The organism is Ruegeria sp. YTSA105 (assembly GCF_059610225.1).
Genome location: NZ_JBXWNE010000001.1, coordinates 120,359 through 134,151 on the forward strand (window position 1 = coordinate 120,359; position 13,793 = coordinate 134,151).

The 13,793-nt window shown below is 55.5% G+C and carries 16 protein-coding genes; 11 read left to right on the forward strand and 5 right to left on the reverse strand.

Annotated features, from left to right (window positions below; genetic code table 11):
• The first annotated feature begins 1 nt into the window (after position 1).
• From AC2FH2_RS00650 to AC2FH2_RS00665, 4 genes are all read left to right on the forward strand, one after another.
• Positions 2-937 carry a hypothetical protein gene (locus AC2FH2_RS00650; protein ID WP_271946477.1) on the forward strand — a complete coding sequence of 312 codons (936 nt, stop codon included), beginning with the start codon at positions 2-4 and terminating at the stop codon, positions 935-937.
• A complete protein-coding gene (locus AC2FH2_RS00655; RefSeq protein ID WP_496822543.1) occupies positions 934-2,952 on the forward strand; it encodes a hypothetical protein in 2,019 nt (672 codons plus the stop codon). The genes AC2FH2_RS00650 and AC2FH2_RS00655 overlap by 4 nt, the downstream gene beginning before the upstream one ends.
• A 106-nt stretch (positions 2,953-3,058) precedes the next feature.
• The gene (locus AC2FH2_RS00660) at positions 3,059-4,057 is read left to right on the forward strand and encodes a glycosyltransferase family 2 protein (protein ID WP_271946483.1); all 999 of its coding nucleotides are present in this window, start codon (positions 3,059-3,061) and stop codon (positions 4,055-4,057) included.
• Positions 4,058-4,104: 47 nt separating this feature from the next.
• Entirely contained in the window at positions 4,105-5,067 is a 963-nt protein-coding gene (locus AC2FH2_RS00665) for a hypothetical protein (RefSeq protein WP_496822544.1), read from the forward strand.
• Between the two features lie 2 nt (positions 5,068-5,069).
• Here AC2FH2_RS00665 and AC2FH2_RS00670 read toward each other — a convergent pair whose 3' ends face one another.
• Positions 5,070-5,372, reverse strand: a complete 303-nt coding sequence (locus AC2FH2_RS00670; protein ID WP_496687594.1) for a DUF6476 family protein — start codon at positions 5,370-5,372, stop codon at positions 5,070-5,072.
• Here AC2FH2_RS00670 and AC2FH2_RS00675 point away from each other — a divergent pair.
• From AC2FH2_RS00675 to AC2FH2_RS00690, 4 genes are all read left to right on the forward strand, one after another.
• On the forward strand, positions 5,371-6,405 hold the full coding sequence (locus AC2FH2_RS00675; RefSeq protein WP_496822545.1) for an RluA family pseudouridine synthase: 1,035 nt from the start codon (positions 5,371-5,373) through the stop codon (positions 6,403-6,405). The genes AC2FH2_RS00670 and AC2FH2_RS00675 overlap by 2 nt on opposite strands.
• A 145-nt stretch (positions 6,406-6,550) precedes the next feature.
• Positions 6,551-7,447: an RNA polymerase sigma factor RpoH gene (rpoH, locus tag AC2FH2_RS00680; protein ID WP_142634432.1), complete on the forward strand. Its 897-nt coding sequence runs from the start codon at positions 6,551-6,553 to the stop codon at positions 7,445-7,447.
• Positions 7,448-7,577: 130 nt separating this feature from the next.
• On the forward strand, positions 7,578-8,555 hold the full coding sequence (locus AC2FH2_RS00685; protein WP_496713547.1) for a Gfo/Idh/MocA family protein: 978 nt from the start codon (positions 7,578-7,580) through the stop codon (positions 8,553-8,555).
• Between the two features lie 59 nt (positions 8,556-8,614).
• Positions 8,615-8,884 (forward strand): DksA/TraR family C4-type zinc finger protein, encoded by a 270-nt coding sequence (locus AC2FH2_RS00690; protein WP_271946490.1) that lies wholly within the window; start codon positions 8,615-8,617, stop codon positions 8,882-8,884.
• A gap of 33 nt (positions 8,885-8,917) precedes the next feature.
• Here the strand turns inward: AC2FH2_RS00690 and AC2FH2_RS00695 are convergent, their stop codons facing one another.
• Positions 8,918-9,307 carry a MerR family transcriptional regulator gene (locus AC2FH2_RS00695; protein WP_271946491.1) on the reverse strand — a complete coding sequence of 130 codons (390 nt, stop codon included), beginning with the start codon at positions 9,305-9,307 and terminating at the stop codon, positions 8,918-8,920.
• A gap of 89 nt (positions 9,308-9,396) precedes the next feature.
• Between AC2FH2_RS00695 and AC2FH2_RS00700 the strand changes: the two genes are divergently transcribed.
• Entirely contained in the window at positions 9,397-9,720 is a 324-nt protein-coding gene (locus tag AC2FH2_RS00700; RefSeq protein ID WP_271946493.1) for a hypothetical protein, read from the forward strand.
• A 4-nt stretch (positions 9,721-9,724) separates the two neighbouring features.
• Positions 9,725-9,943 (forward strand): GDCCVxC domain-containing (seleno)protein, encoded by a 219-nt coding sequence (locus tag AC2FH2_RS00705; RefSeq protein WP_271946496.1) that lies wholly within the window; start codon positions 9,725-9,727, stop codon positions 9,941-9,943.
• 53 nt (positions 9,944-9,996) lie between these two features.
• Here the strand turns inward: AC2FH2_RS00705 and AC2FH2_RS00710 are convergent, their stop codons facing one another.
• From AC2FH2_RS00710 to AC2FH2_RS00720, 3 genes are all read right to left on the reverse strand, one after another.
• The gene (locus tag AC2FH2_RS00710) at positions 9,997-11,817 is read right to left on the reverse strand and encodes a M3 family oligoendopeptidase (protein WP_271946498.1); all 1,821 of its coding nucleotides are present in this window, start codon (positions 11,815-11,817) and stop codon (positions 9,997-9,999) included.
• Between the two features lie 102 nt (positions 11,818-11,919).
• Positions 11,920-12,861 (reverse strand): alpha/beta fold hydrolase, encoded by a 942-nt coding sequence (locus AC2FH2_RS00715; protein ID WP_496822546.1) that lies wholly within the window; start codon positions 12,859-12,861, stop codon positions 11,920-11,922.
• Complete coding sequence (locus AC2FH2_RS00720; protein WP_142634424.1) at positions 12,861-13,151, reverse strand: SCP2 sterol-binding domain-containing protein; 291 nt, start codon at positions 13,149-13,151, stop codon at positions 12,861-12,863. Before AC2FH2_RS00720 ends, AC2FH2_RS00715 begins: the two co-directional genes overlap by 1 nt.
• Before the next feature lie 30 nt (positions 13,152-13,181).
• On the opposite strand from AC2FH2_RS00720, the gene AC2FH2_RS00725 reads away from it, so the two are divergent.
• Complete coding sequence (locus AC2FH2_RS00725) at positions 13,182-13,790, forward strand: tetratricopeptide repeat protein (RefSeq protein WP_142634422.1); 609 nt, start codon at positions 13,182-13,184, stop codon at positions 13,788-13,790.
• The last annotated feature ends 3 nt before the right edge of the window (positions 13,791-13,793 follow it).

Sequence of the window (13,793 nt, forward strand, 5' to 3'; positions counted from 1 at the left end):
CATGGCAGAAGACCTTTCAAAAGAGCAGCTCAAGCCTGATCACCCCGATCGTAAGACGGGGTATGAACGGATTCTGACAGACCCTGCGCCCCCTTGGTTTGTCGAGCTGTATCCAGGTGGGGACGGGACCGGGTTTCTGCAAAAGCTGAACAGACACTCGGTTTTGTTTCACCAAAGGTCTGCGTCCCGGCTTGTGGTCAGCTTTGACAACATTGCCAATGCCAACGACCTGTCTTTTTCCCGCGAACCCTGGGGCTGGAAGTTCTTCCGTGACGAAGGCTGGTCCCATATGGGGATATTTGCGCGGACCAAAGCTTGGTACCGCGATCCCGAGATCATCTCGTATTTTCAGACCCAAGCGGATCAGGGTTTTTTTGCACAGTTTGATCAGGTTGTGTTTGCGGGCGCTTCGATGGGCGGATTTGGAGCGCTGACATTCTCGGCCCTTGTTCCCGGCGCCAATGTCATCGCTTTCAATCCGCAGACAACGCTGGATGAACGGCTGGTCCCGTGGGAGACCCGGTATCGGTTCGGGCAGGTGCAAGACTGGGATCTTCCCTTTAGCGATGCCGCGCAAACCGTAGAAAATGTGGGGAAAGCCTACGTTTTCTATGATCCCTTTTTTGATCTTGATCGCCAGCAGGTGACGCGATTGAAAGGCGATAATGTCGTGCTGCTGAAGACATGGTTTTCAAACCATTTCGCGGCCCCGATGCTGCGCAAATTGGATATACTGAAGCCGGTTATGCTCGAGGCGATGGACGGCACACTGGAACCCCAGGCCTATTACCGGATGATGCGGGCGCGGCGGCGACTGCCTTTGTATATGCGTGGGATCGAGGCGATTGGCGGCGAACGTCACCCACAGCTTGTTGCGCAAGCAAGGCAGAGGTTCCGACGGCTGCGGCGCGCAGCCTTGGCCGAAGCAGCCTCATGAAGCCCGAAAAGGGGGTCTTTATCGGCCAGCGCAAAGACCGGATGGGTGCCCGGTTGCTGATGATGCTGACCTGCATCCGGTTGGCCGAGGATTTTGACACCAGCTATCGGGTCAACTGGTTTCCCAAAGGTGCGGATGCGCCAGAGCTGGACCAGCCGCAAGAATTGTTCTCACAAGAGTGGATGGATGAGCATTTCCTGAGCACCGAATCCTTTGATGCTCTAGGCGAGAACTCCCTGCCGATATGGTCGTTTCAGGGCGATGCGACACCGGATCGGCTGATATCCCATCTGAATTCCGGCCGCTCTGTTGTCGTCGAGGAAGGCTTTGAGGTTCTGGCCTTTCAATGGGAAGATGTCGAGCAGATCCGTCCCCGGTACCGAGAGTTCATCCATAAGATCGGGTTCACGGATGAAATCCGGAACATTATGGAAAAGGCAGATGCCAAACTAAGTGGCAAGGGGGTGTCGGCCTATCACATTCGCCGTGGCGACATCCTGAATGGTCTGCCGTGGAAGCATACGACCTGGCCGGCAAAGATCGAACCGGAAGAACTGTATGCGGCACATCTTGAAAAAAACGCAGGGTGTGCCGCGATCATGTTTTCAGATCAGCCCGAGCTTGTGGCCCGATTCCAAGTGCAGTTTCCGCACCTTATGCAAATGTCAGATATCGCGGATCTTTCCAGTCTGACCCGCGCACAACGAGACTTTCTGGAGCTCTATACCATGTCGCGCGCGGATCAGTTGATAGCGCCGTACGTTTCCGCCTTTTCCATGGCAGCGGCGCGAATTTCAGGGCAGCAGGGAAAAGTTTTTCGCGATGTTTTGAACGAAGATGAAGTCAAACGCGCCAACGAACAAGTGATCGCACGCCTGCACCGCGGTCCAGAAGAATTTCTGAATCTCTCAGAAGCCGCTCATATCTATGCCAAGGCTTCGTTTTATCTTCATGGTTTGGGCGCGGGAGATCGGGCCGAAGAGGCATTGGAACTGGTGCAGCCGTTGATGGATGCAGGTTCGGATAATGCATTCCTTCCACTTCTTCAGGCGTTGAATTACTTTTATCTGAATCGTTGGGCCGAAGCGTTAGAGATGACTGAAGCAGCCTTCGAAAACCCGCATATCTGGCCTGAAGATTTTGCTGTGGTAACTGCACTTCAAGCCGCGATATTTGGAGGGCAGAAGAAACGCTGGAAGGCTGCGCAGGTGTTCAGCAGGGCGTTTTGGACAAAACCAATGCGCCCGGATGTCATCATATTTGGCTCTCGGCTTTTGTATCGTGAACAGATTGCGCAGCGCGCAATGCCGCCAATGGATTGGGTGATGCAGAAGGCTATTCGGAGGCCTTGGTTCAACTACAATGCGCACGTTGCGCAGAGGAAGGTACTGGGTCGTCCGCCCTGTAATTTCGACCTGATCCTATTGGATTGGGCTAGTCTGTCCGTAGATCAAAGGGCGCGCCGTCTAACCTCCAACCGATCCCGTTTGCAGACTTTGGCTGACGGGCTAGAAAGCTCAACTCAGTTGCCCGAGGACGTTCGTATTTCCCGCGAAGACCCGCGCTTTGAAGGGGTGCAATCTTTGCTGCGTTTGCATTTGGGAAATACATCTTTGGCGCAGTCTTTGGATATTGCGCGGAAAGTAGCCAAGCGCCTTCCGGATAACCCGTTATACTTAAAGCGACTGGCCGAACTGTATGAGAAAGATGGAGATTTTGTAAACGGAAGGCTGGCCATGGCAGATGCGTTGGCCTGTGATCCGGGCAACACATTTCTGGTCTTTGCGATGGGGCAATACCTTGAAAGGAACGGGGCAGAAGAACAGGGGCAAAACCAAATTATTCAGGCTGCGGAACTGGATGACAATACAGCGGCGATTCAAGGCGAGGCCGGCAGGATATATCTGCAACGAGGTGAAAAGCAGAATGCGCGCGTTCATCTTTCCAAGGCCCACGCGCTGTGCCCAACCCTTAAACGATATTCCAATCAGCTGAAACGTGCAGGTGGAAAATAGACGGATTTCTCTTGGTGACCAGCTTGAATACCGGTAGTTTGCGGTCAAAATCTTAAACAAATCTCCGATACCACCGGGGCAATGAAAACAAGCAGGGCAGTCAGGTATGGCCGAACAGGATCCTCGATATATCAGCGTTACCCCTATGAAGAACGAAGGACCATTCGTTCTTGAATGGATCGCCCATAATCGTGCCATTGGTGTGGACCAGATTGTGGTCATGACCAATGACTGTACCGATGGTACAGATGCCTTGCTGCAGCGATTGCATGACCTTGGCATTGTCACACATGTCGACAACAACTCGAGACGTCAGACCAGCCCGCAAAAACGCGCCTATAACGCCTTTCTGAAAATGGAAGTAGCCCGTCCACAGGATTGGGTGATCGTTATCGACGCGGATGAACATATTAACGTCAGAACCGGCGACCATACATTGCGTGCGCTGACAGGTGCCATGCCGGATGCAAAAACGATTTCAATGACTTGGCGTCTATTCGGAAACGCCGGCATTGTTCGGTACGAGGACCGTTTCCTGTCGGATCAGTTTCGCCAAGCTGCACCTGAGCGTATTTTTCGACCGCCGCAAGCTTGGGGCTTTAAGACCATGTTCCAACGCGGCCTGTGGGATGCGCTCGGTGTCCATCGACCGAAAAGGCCGACCGTTGAAACGATGGAAGAATGCCATTGGTACAACGGATCCGGTCAACCGATGCCCGAAAGGTATTTTACTGCCAGTTGGCGATCGGCGCGGGACTCCGTTGGGTACGAGCATGTTCAGATCAATCACTATGCTCTGAAATCCTGCGAAAGCTATCTGGTCAAGAAAATGCGTGGTCGGGCCCATCATCTGGGGGAAAGCCTTGGGATGGAATATTGGAACATGATGAACCAAAACGCCGAAACTGAGACCTCGATTGACACAATCCTCGATCGGAAACGGGCTTTGTATTACGAAATGCTCTCAGACGCTGAGACGGCACGCCTGCACCATATGACCTGCGATCTGCATCGCCAACAGGTTGCCCAGTTGCGCGAACAACCCGAGATGCAAGACCTCATGCGTCAGATGACCGCCGGGTTCTCAGCCAAGGCCGAGACCTGAGGTCGCTTGGCGAATAGGAACGTTTCATGCTTTGGCTACACATAGGAATGCCCAAGACTGGGTCGACCGCGTTACAGGGGTTTGTTCGCAAAAACGGTCAAGTGATGGCTGGGGCCGGATTACACTATATGGAAACGGGCCGCAGGCGAACCGAGGGGCATGGGCGTCTGGCCAGCAGTCATAACCTGATTGCCTTCCACATGAACCAAACCGATCAGCCGGTCACCGCCCTGCGCGAAGCGATGGCAAGGGAATATGCTGAGCATGAGGATAAGGCATGCTTGGTATCGTCTGAGATGTTGTACTCAGTCGATCTGCACAAACTGGCCGAGATTTTCGCTGAGATCCCCGCGCGTGAGATGAGGATTGCTTTCTACTGCCGTAGATATTCTGACTTTTTCGAAGCCGACTATAAACAAAGGGCAAAGAACGGCAGGCTTGCCGGGGGCGGCTCTGAATATATTCGTACCCAGCTGGACGAGATACGTGCGCATCCTGAGCGTTTCAGCTTTGCCAGCGCTGCGGCTCGGATAAGGTCAGCTTTTCCGGGCGTCTCGTTGGTGCCTATGCTGTATGAGCGCTCTGAAATGGCCAATGGCAACATTGTCGATGATTTTCTGGATCGCATCGGCGTCCAACTGCCCTTGGGCAGCAAGACCGAAACATCGTCCAATCCTTCGCATTCAAGGGCCGCGTGTGAGGCGTTTGGTGTGGTCACAAGGGCCATGGGACGCAAGAAAAGTCGCCAGTTGCGACGTCGGGCTGTCGATGATCCCGTGATGATGCGTAAGAATGATGTGCTTGAACCGGATGAACGCGCCTGGCTGGACGCGTTTGTGGCAAATGAAGATGTGAGTTTTCATCAAGAGTTCTTTCCCGACCGGACGCAGCTTTTTGCCCCTGTCAGGTTGAGCATGCATGATCAGTCGTTTCGCCGGGACACAGCCGCGGAATATCAGGCGCTGCGCCAGGCATCCGAGATCGTGTTTCGCATGGCGCTAGAGGGTTGACCTTATTCGACGGTAATTTCCTGGCGCTGCCGGCCAGTGGTTTTGTCAAAGATCAGGATGCGATTGTCATCAGTCACAACTGCAAACCAGTTGTTTCCAATGGTGACCGCCTGCGCTTTTGCGCCAACGGGCAACTCAACCTGATCGGGCAGGGTAGGGGTCCGGTCCGATAGCCGGATGACAATCAGTGCGAATGTCACTAGAACCCCGCCAATCATCACCGCGGTCAGCAGCATGACCATTCTCCGCAGCAGGCGAAGCTGCGGCGTTTCCTGCGGTTCTTGGGGTTCGGAAGGGACAGTCATGGGCACTCGCCAGATTGAGTTTCAAATCGCGGCCGATCCGCCGCCCCGCCTTGATAAGGCGCTTTCCCGGGATGTGCCAGCGGGGGAAAGCCTGTCGCGGACCCGATTGGGGAAGTTAATCGAAGAGGGGGCCGTGATGATCAACGGAACCGCCGCCCGCGACCCCAAGGCCAAGGTGGTCGAAGGCGCAGTGGTGGCGATCACTGTGGCCGAGGCCGAAGACAGCCATATCGGCCCGGAAGACATCCCGCTGGAGGTCGTATTCGAGGATACCGACCTGATCGTGGTCAATAAACCTGCGGGTATGGTCGTGCATCCTGCGCCCGGCTCTCCGAACGGGACATTGGTCAATGCGTTGCTGCATCACTGCGGTGATGACCTGTCTGGCGTAGGCGGCGTAAAGCGCCCCGGCATCGTGCATCGTATCGACAAGGAAACCAGCGGGTTGCTGGTGGTGGCCAAATCCGACGCGGCCCATCACGGGCTTGCCGCGCAGTTCGAGGCGCATAGTGTAGAACGCTATTATCGCGCCATCTGTTACGGTGTCCCGGATGCCAATGATCCCCGGTTGCGCGGCGTCAAAGGTGTCAGCTTTGAGCCCGGAAATATCATGCGGATCACCACTCAGCTGGCCCGTCACAAGACAGACCGGCAACGACAGGCTGTGCTGTTTCACGGTGGGCGCCACGCTGTCACGCGCGCCCGTCTGGTCGAAACGTTTGGGGCGCCGCAGGGGCTGGCTCTGATCGAATGCTGGCTGGAAACAGGCCGCACACATCAGATTCGGGTTCACATGACCCATGCCGGTCATGGTCTGGTCGGTGATCCGGTTTATGGGGGCAAGCGGAAACTCGCAGCCAGAGCCTTTAGCGCGGCTGCCGCAGAGGCCGTACGAGACTTTCCTCGTCAGGCGCTTCATGCTGCGGTTTTGGGTTTTGAGCACCCGATATCGGGTGAAAACCTTCGCTTCGAGGCTGTGTTGCCGGATGATATGGAAAATCTGATTGAACAGCTGCGCACACCGCTGACATAATAAGCAAAGTTACGTGAATAACGTTTTCTTAGGTTTCCTTTATCAAACGTTAATTTCAAACTGTTAACGGTACCTCTTGAACGGATCGGGACGACCTCCCATATCCATGTTAACGACTTAAACATTTGTCGGAGGGACAAGAAACATGGCCAATTACGCAAATCTCCCCGCGCCGACGCCGGAAGGCGGGCTGAACCGCTATATGCAGGAAATTCGGAAGTTTCCCCTGCTGGAGCCAGAAGAAGAATACATGCTGGCCAAAAGCTGGGTTGAGAAGCAAGATACTGAAGCTGCACATAAAATGGTGACTTCCCACCTACGGTTGGCGGCCAAGATCGCTATGGGTTATCGCGGTTATGGGCTGCCACAGGCCGAAGTGATCTCCGAGGCCAATGTCGGTCTTATGCAGGCCGTGAAACGGTTTGACCCGGAAAAAGGATTCCGGCTGGCGACCTATGCCATGTGGTGGATTCGCGCCTCGATTCAGGAATACATTCTGCGGTCATGGTCTTTGGTCAAACTGGGTACAACCTCGGCGCAGAAAAAGCTGTTTTTCAACTTGCGCAAAGCAAAGGCACGCATCGGTGCGCTTGAAGAGGGCGACCTACGTCCGGAAAACGTGGCCCGGATCGCAAATGACCTTGGTGTGACCGAAGCAGAAGTGATCAGCATGAACCGCCGGATGTCCGGTGGCGACGCCTCTCTGAATGCGACCGTCGGGTCCGAGGGCGAAGGCACCATGCAATGGCAGGACTGGCTTGAGGACGAGGATGCCGATCAGGCGGGCGATTATGAGGCCCGCGATGAGCTCGACGCCCGCCGCGAGCTGTTGGCGGCTGCTCTTGAAGTTTTGAATGACCGGGAAAAAGACATTCTGACCCAACGCCGCCTGATGGATCAGGCCGTCACACTGGAAGAGCTGAGTACGCAGTATAATGTCAGTCGCGAACGCATTCGCCAGATTGAAGTCCGCGCTTTTGAGAAACTTCAGAAGAAGATGCGTGAGCTTGCCCGCGAAAAAGGGATGCTGGCCACAGCCTGACCTCTTCGTTATTTGAACGGGCCCGGTGCGACATTGGTCGCGCCGGGTTTTCTATTTGTGTTAGCGCTAATGACACTCGGACTGAGGGCGATTACAACAGACCGGATCAAAGCCATAGGGGGTGTCCATGATGCAGAATCCGGTGAATTGGGGCGTATTGGGAGCGGCGAAATTCGCGCGGCAATATATGGCCCCTTCAATCCACGCAGCTGAGGGCGCGCGTCTGGCAGGCCTTGCGACGTCCGATCCCGCCAAAGCCGAACCGTTTCAGGCCTTTTGCCCGGATTTGACGGTTTATGACAGTTATGATGCGTTGCTGAACGACCCACAGATTGAGGCCGTTTACATCCCGCTGCCCAACCATTTGCATGTCGAATGGAGCCTTAAGGCACTGGACGCCGGTAAACATGTGCTGTGTGAAAAGCCGATGGCTATGACCGTGTCCGAATTTGCCCCATTGATCAACAAACGGGATGAGACCGGATTGTTGGCGGCCGAGGCATATATGATCGTCCAACACCCTCAATGGAAGTTTGTACGCAAGCTGATCGCCGACAAGGCGATCGGGAATTTGGCCCATGTGACGGGTGCGTTCAGCTTTGACAGCCGGGCGGATACGGCAAACATTCGCAACCGGGCTGAGACCGGCGGAGGTGGGCTGCGTGATATTGGCGTCTATGTGATTGGCAGCGCGCGCTTTGTCACCGGGCAGGAGCCGGTTCAGGTCGAATCCGCCATCCGGTGGGAGGATGGGGTCGACGCTTTTACCGAGATTCGCGCTCAGTTCCCGGATTTCACCTATTCCAGCTATGTCTCGATCCGAATGCATCCGCATCAAGAGATGGTGTTTCATGGCGACCGCGGCATGATCCGGCTGACTGCGCCGTTCAATCCGCGTGTGTTCGGAGAGGCGCGTGTCGAATTGCACCGCCCCGGCCTGGAAATACAGGTCACACGTTTCCCCGCGGACGATCACTATAAGCTGCAGGTCGAAGCTTTTTGTCGGTCGGTCCGTGAGGGTGCCGAATATCCGTGCCCGCTTGAGTTTTCACGCGGCACGCAGGAAGTGATTGACCGTGTGCTGGAGAATGCAGTGGCGCTGCCATGACTTGCCACGCTTCTTGAATCGCCGCAAAATCGGCTAACACCTTAACAGGAGGCATCCCGATGGCAGGTGGCTGGGCGCGCGACGGCGCAGTAAGCGAACAGATCGAGGCATCCATTTCGGATGAGTTGGCCCGAATGCAGGCCCAGAAACGGCCCGTAGGCGAAAGCCTGACCCATTGTGCCGAATGCGAAGAACCAATCCCAGAAAACCGCCGCACAGCACTGCCGGGCGTGAAACTGTGCCTCGAGTGCCAGCAAGAACGTGACGGGGCGCACAAAATGCGCGGCGGTATCAACCGGCGCGGGTCGAAGGACAGTCAGTTGAGGTGAGTTTATTATGTTTGCTTTGAGCCCAAAGTTTCACTAGTCGGTACGCAGTTTTGAGAGCATGGGGCAAGAGACATTCCCGCTGTCGCAGTTGGCTGTGAGTTCGTTCAGCGCTGCTTCCAATCGCTTCAGCTCGTTTATCTTTTCACGCACATTGAAGATATGAAGCTCAGCCAGTTCTTTTACGGATCGGCAATCTTCTCCGTCGCCTTCGGACAGGCTTAGAAGCGTCTTTGTATCGGCTAGTGGAAAGCCCAAATTACGGCATTTTTTCAGGAAACGAAGCCTTCCAACATCGTGCGCGGAGTACATCCGCCGGTTATTAGGTGCTCGTTCTGGTTTGGGCACGATCCCTTCGCGTTCATAGTAGCGGATCGTTTCAATGCCGACACCGCTTTGCCGGGATGCTTCCCCAATCGCAAACATGTGAGTTTTCCCGTCTTGATCCTGTAGCGACTACAGAAGTTATACGAGAAGCAGTCACTTTGACAACTCCAACTAATCAAGGGAATGAGATGCAGAAGTACCTTAGCGTTAGTTATCTGGGATCACTGACAGCACTTGGCGTCGCGACTTGCTGTGTATTGCCCATGACAATGATGTTGCTGGGACTGGGGGGCAGTTGGCTAGCCATTTTCGGAAAGATCGCGGCGGCAAGCTACTACGTATTGGCGATATCGACGGCGCTTGTCGCTATATCGTGGCTTGTATCTTATCAGCGCGGTTCCCTAACAAAGTTGAAATGGTGGCTTTCGGGGACTACCGCAATCACCGCGTCAGCTTGGGTCGTCGTCTATAACGAGGCCCGTATCAACGATTACCTGATAATGCAGATGTGAAACAATGACAGAGCAAACTGTAGTGCTTGAAAGCACCCTGACGTGCCCGAAATGCGGTCACAGCGAAAGCGAAATAATGCCGACGGATGCTTGCCAGTGGTTCTATGAATGCAAGTCTTGCGCAGCGGTCTTGAAGCCATTGGAAGGGGACTGTTGTGTCTACTGCTCCTATGCCACGGTGCCTTGCCCCCCGATCCAGAATGGCGATAGTTGTTGCGGATGACAAAGTCCGCTTTGTCCGCAAAGCAGACATCACCGTCTCCGCTTCAGGCGACTTCAGCCCTCCATCGCTTCCAATTCATCAATAAAGCCCGAGATCATCGACAGGCCTTTGTCCCAGAACTTGGGATCGCTGGCGTCCAGACCGAACGGGGCCAGCAGCTCTTTGTGGTGTTTTGATCCACCGGCGCGCAGCATGTCGAAATACTTGTCCTCGAACCCGTCGGCGCCGCTTTCGTAGACGGAATAGAGCGCGTTCACGAGGCCGTCGCCAAAGGCATAGGCGTAGACGTAGAAGGGCGAGTGCACGAAATGTGGGATATAGGCCCAGAACGTCTCATACCCTTCCATGAATTCAAATGCGGGGCCGAGGCTTTCGGCCTGAACGCTCATCCACAGGGCGTTGATGTCGTCCGGGGTCAACTCGCCCTCGCGGCGTGCGGCGTGCAATTTGCATTCGAAGTCATAGAACGCGATTTGGCGCACGACCGTGTTGATCATGTCCTCGACCTTGCCAGCCAGCAGAATCTTGCGCTGCTCAGGGGTTTCGGCCTTGTCCAGCATTTTGCGGAAGGTCAGCATTTCACCAAAAACCGAAGCGGTTTCGGCAAGCGTCAGCGGGGTGGATGACAGCATCTCGCCCTGATCGGCGGCCAGCACCTGATGGACGCCGTGGCCCAGCTCATGCGCCAGGGTCATCACGTCGCGCGGCTTGCCCAGATAGTTCAGCATCACGTAAGGATGCACGTCGGTAACAGTGGGATGCGCAAATGCGCCTGGCGCCTTGCCCGGCTTCACCGCCGCATCAATCCAACCCTTCGAGAAGAACGGCGCGGCGATTTCACCCATACGGGGATCAAAGGCCTCATAGGCATCCATCACGGTTTTCTCGGCGTCATCCCAGCCGACAATCTGCGTGTCTTCCATCGGCAGGGGCGCGTTGCGGTCCCAGACCTGCATCACATCCAGACCTAGCCATTTGCGTTTCAGCTCGTAATAGCGGTGGCTCAGCTTGGGGTAGGCGGCCACGACCGCCTCGCGCAGGGCCTCGACGACTTCGGGCTCGACGTCATTCGACAGGTGACGACCAGTTTGCGCGGTCGGCATATTGCGCCAGCGGTCGACGATTTCCTTTTCCTTGGCCTGCGTGTTGTGAACGCGCGCGAAGGTCTTGACGTTGTCCTGAAACACGCGGGCCAATTCGCGAGAAGCCGCTTCGCGTTTGCTGCGGTCCTGCTCGGTCAGTAGGTTGAGTGTGCCTTCGATGTTCAACTCTTCTCCGTCAACATCAAAGGTCAAGCCTGCGATGGTCTCGTCGAAAAGGCGTTCCCAGGCATCGCCAACAACACCCAGATCGTGCAGGAATTTTTCAAGCTCGTCAGATAGCTGATAGGGTTTCATCGCGCGGATGCGGCGGAATACGGGCTCGTAACGGGCCAGATCGGTGTTGGCGTCGAAATGCGCTTTTAGCGCGTCGTCGTCGAGGCGATTGATTTCCAGCGTGAAGAACACCAGCGGCGTGGTAAAGACAGTGATCTTTTCCTGCATGTCCGAGAGGAACTTGGCGCGCTCGGCGTCGGTCGTCAGCTGATAATAGCGCAGTCCGGCAAAGGACATGATACGCCCGGCGATCGAGTTGATCTTTTCGTTCCGCAACACGCAGGTCAGCAAGCCCAGGGCATCAAGATCCGCCAAATTGCCTTCGTAATCTGCGGCAAAGGCGGCGCATTCGGTTTCCAACCAGTCCAGGTCACGCGCAAGCTCGGCCGCGTCTTCCGAAGCATAGAGATCCGTCAGATCCCATTCCGGCAGGTTGCCAAGATTATCGGCCCCGCCGACCGCGTTTGCGTCACGTACTGGAAAAGGAAGGTCGCGCATGGATCACCTCGAAAATCTGCTTTGGCAAACATCTAGGCGCGACCGGCGAGGATCACAAGCGGACAGTCAAAGGGAAAGCGCCGGTTCCAGGGGGTGATCCGTCTATGCAGCTTTGAAATGCGCGGCGATTTGGTCAAATGCAGGGTCGCGCACCTCTGGCGGTTCCATCAGGACTTCGTGTTCACCGTCTGGAATTTCGATCAACGTGCTGTTGGGCCAGTTTGCCATGCGTGCGCGGATGGCCTTGCGGTCCACAATCTGCTCGTGGGAGCCAAGATATGTCAGGCATGGAATGGCTGGGGCAGTCTGCACCATCAACCAGTCGCATTCATCTAATGCCTCGCGCAGCCAGATCGTCGACGGTGCACCAAGAGACAGTTCAGGATACTTGGCCAGATGATCCTGCATCATTTTGTACATGGCAGGATCGCGCGTCAGGCTATTGCCTTCGAAAGGCTGTGTCAGAACATAGCTGTCCAGTGATGTGGTCGGGGGCGTCTTTTCGCCAAACCCCAGTCGTGGGGCCCAATTTGCGGTCAACCGGCTGATGGGTTTCATAAGGGGCGTAAAGAAAATCCCCCACATCGGACCGGTAAAAACACAGGTAGAAAAACAATCGTTTTCCAAAACTGCCCGCAATCCAATGGCACCGCCCATAGAGTGGCCAATAACATGCCAGGGCCTGGGCAGATCAAGCTTTGTGGCCAGCTCTAGCGACACATCTACGTCTTGCTGATAGTCAGTGAATTTATCGACATGGCCAACCCGCGGATCGTCAAGCAACCGGTCTGCCAATCCCTGACCCCGCCAGTCGATCACCAACACGGCAAAGCCACGCTTGACGAATTCACTCGCCGCATCACCGTATTTTTCGATGTATTCTGTGCGACCGGGAAACAGCATGACAGTCCCGTTCGCTGTACCTTCGGGGCGCCAATGCGCCACGCGAATTCGGGTACCGTCGGCGGTGTTCAACCAATGTGCAACACCGCCAGCGGGGCCGCCAGCCACGTCTTCGAACAAAGGGGCCGACGCATATTCCATCAGGCCAGGGCCGAGGCGAGTTTCATTGCCGCGCCCATGTCGCCGTCGATGCTCAGTTTTCCGGCCATGAAGGCGCTTGTCGGGTCCAGATCACCATTGAGAATTTGCTCGAACGTGTCCGCATCAGCGTTCAAAGTCACGTCCGTTTCTTCATCGCTGATGCGCGCGCCGCTTGCATCAACTACGATCGCGCCCAAATCCGCGATGGCAAATTTAGCCGATGCGTCGAAATCGCCGCCCGACAGTTTCTCATTCAGCACTGCTGCGGCTTTTTCCAATGAATCGCTCATGATCTTCCTCATTTTGTTAGTACGCCGTGAATGGACATCCTCGGTCGCAACGCTACACTGACACTTGTTATGAGCAATGCAATCAACAATCTCAAAGGTACCGTTGCGGCACTTTTTGTCCTAGTCATGTTTTCCTCCACTTGCCTTGCGCAGCAGGAGGATTCCCGCGACGAGGCCGAGTTGTTGCAGAACCTTGCACAGGCCACACCGGACCAAGCGACTGGAATCGACCGCCAGTTACGGGCGCTCTGGTCGCAATCGGGTTCGGCCTCCGCCGACCTGCTGCTGGAGCGTGGGCGCGAAGCACTGGATGATGGTGACACCTATGCCGCGATCGAGCATTTGACGGCCCTGACAGACCACGCGCCTGATTTCGCCGAAGGCTGGCACGCGCGGGCCTCTGCGTTTTTTGGGATCGAAAGGTTCGGGATGGCTGCCGCAGATCTGGAACATGCCCTGACGCTGAACCCGAACAACTATGAGGCCATCTACGGGCTTGGATTGATATTTGAGATTCTGGGTCAGCCCGAAAAGGCATTTGCGGCCTATTCCCATGCCTTGGCTATACATCCCCATTACGAAGAAGTAACCAATGCAGTGAATCGACTGAAAGCCCAGGTCGAGGGCTCGGCCCTCTGAGAA

Bases quoted from the DNA above. Each gene is read 5' to 3' on its own strand.
- AC2FH2_RS00705 (WP_271946496.1), top strand. From the start codon at position 9,725: ATGACAGAGCAAACTGTAGTGCTTGAAAGCACCCTGACGTGCCCGAAA.
- AC2FH2_RS00660 (WP_271946483.1), top strand. From the start codon at position 3,059: ATGGCCGAACAGGATCCTCGATATATCAGCGTTACCCCTATGAAGAAC.
- AC2FH2_RS00670 (WP_496687594.1), bottom strand. From the start codon at position 5,372: ATGACTGTCCCTTCCGAACCCCAAGAACCGCAGGAAACGCCGCAGCTT.
- AC2FH2_RS00655 (WP_496822543.1), top strand. From the start codon at position 934: ATGAAGCCCGAAAAGGGGGTCTTTATCGGCCAGCGCAAAGACCGGATG.
- AC2FH2_RS00710 (WP_271946498.1), bottom strand. From the start codon at position 11,817: ATGCGCGACCTTCCTTTTCCAGTACGTGACGCAAACGCGGTCGGCGGG.
- AC2FH2_RS00650 (WP_271946477.1), top strand. From the start codon at position 2: ATGGCAGAAGACCTTTCAAAAGAGCAGCTCAAGCCTGATCACCCCGAT.
- AC2FH2_RS00685 (WP_496713547.1), top strand. From the start codon at position 7,578: ATGCAGAATCCGGTGAATTGGGGCGTATTGGGAGCGGCGAAATTCGCG.
- rpoH (WP_142634432.1), top strand. From the start codon at position 6,551: ATGGCCAATTACGCAAATCTCCCCGCGCCGACGCCGGAAGGCGGGCTG.
- AC2FH2_RS00675 (WP_496822545.1), top strand. From the start codon at position 5,371: ATGGGCACTCGCCAGATTGAGTTTCAAATCGCGGCCGATCCGCCGCCC.
- AC2FH2_RS00715 (WP_496822546.1), bottom strand. From the start codon at position 12,861: ATGGAATATGCGTCGGCCCCTTTGTTCGAAGACGTGGCTGGCGGCCCC.
- AC2FH2_RS00665 (WP_496822544.1), top strand. From the start codon at position 4,105: ATGCCCAAGACTGGGTCGACCGCGTTACAGGGGTTTGTTCGCAAAAAC.
- AC2FH2_RS00725 (WP_142634422.1), top strand. From the start codon at position 13,182: ATGGACATCCTCGGTCGCAACGCTACACTGACACTTGTTATGAGCAAT.
- AC2FH2_RS00695 (WP_271946491.1), bottom strand. From the start codon at position 9,307: ATGTTTGCGATTGGGGAAGCATCCCGGCAAAGCGGTGTCGGCATTGAA.
- AC2FH2_RS00690 (WP_271946490.1), top strand. From the start codon at position 8,615: ATGGCAGGTGGCTGGGCGCGCGACGGCGCAGTAAGCGAACAGATCGAG.
- AC2FH2_RS00700 (WP_271946493.1), top strand. From the start codon at position 9,397: ATGCAGAAGTACCTTAGCGTTAGTTATCTGGGATCACTGACAGCACTT.
- AC2FH2_RS00720 (WP_142634424.1), bottom strand. From the start codon at position 13,151: ATGAGCGATTCATTGGAAAAAGCCGCAGCAGTGCTGAATGAGAAACTG.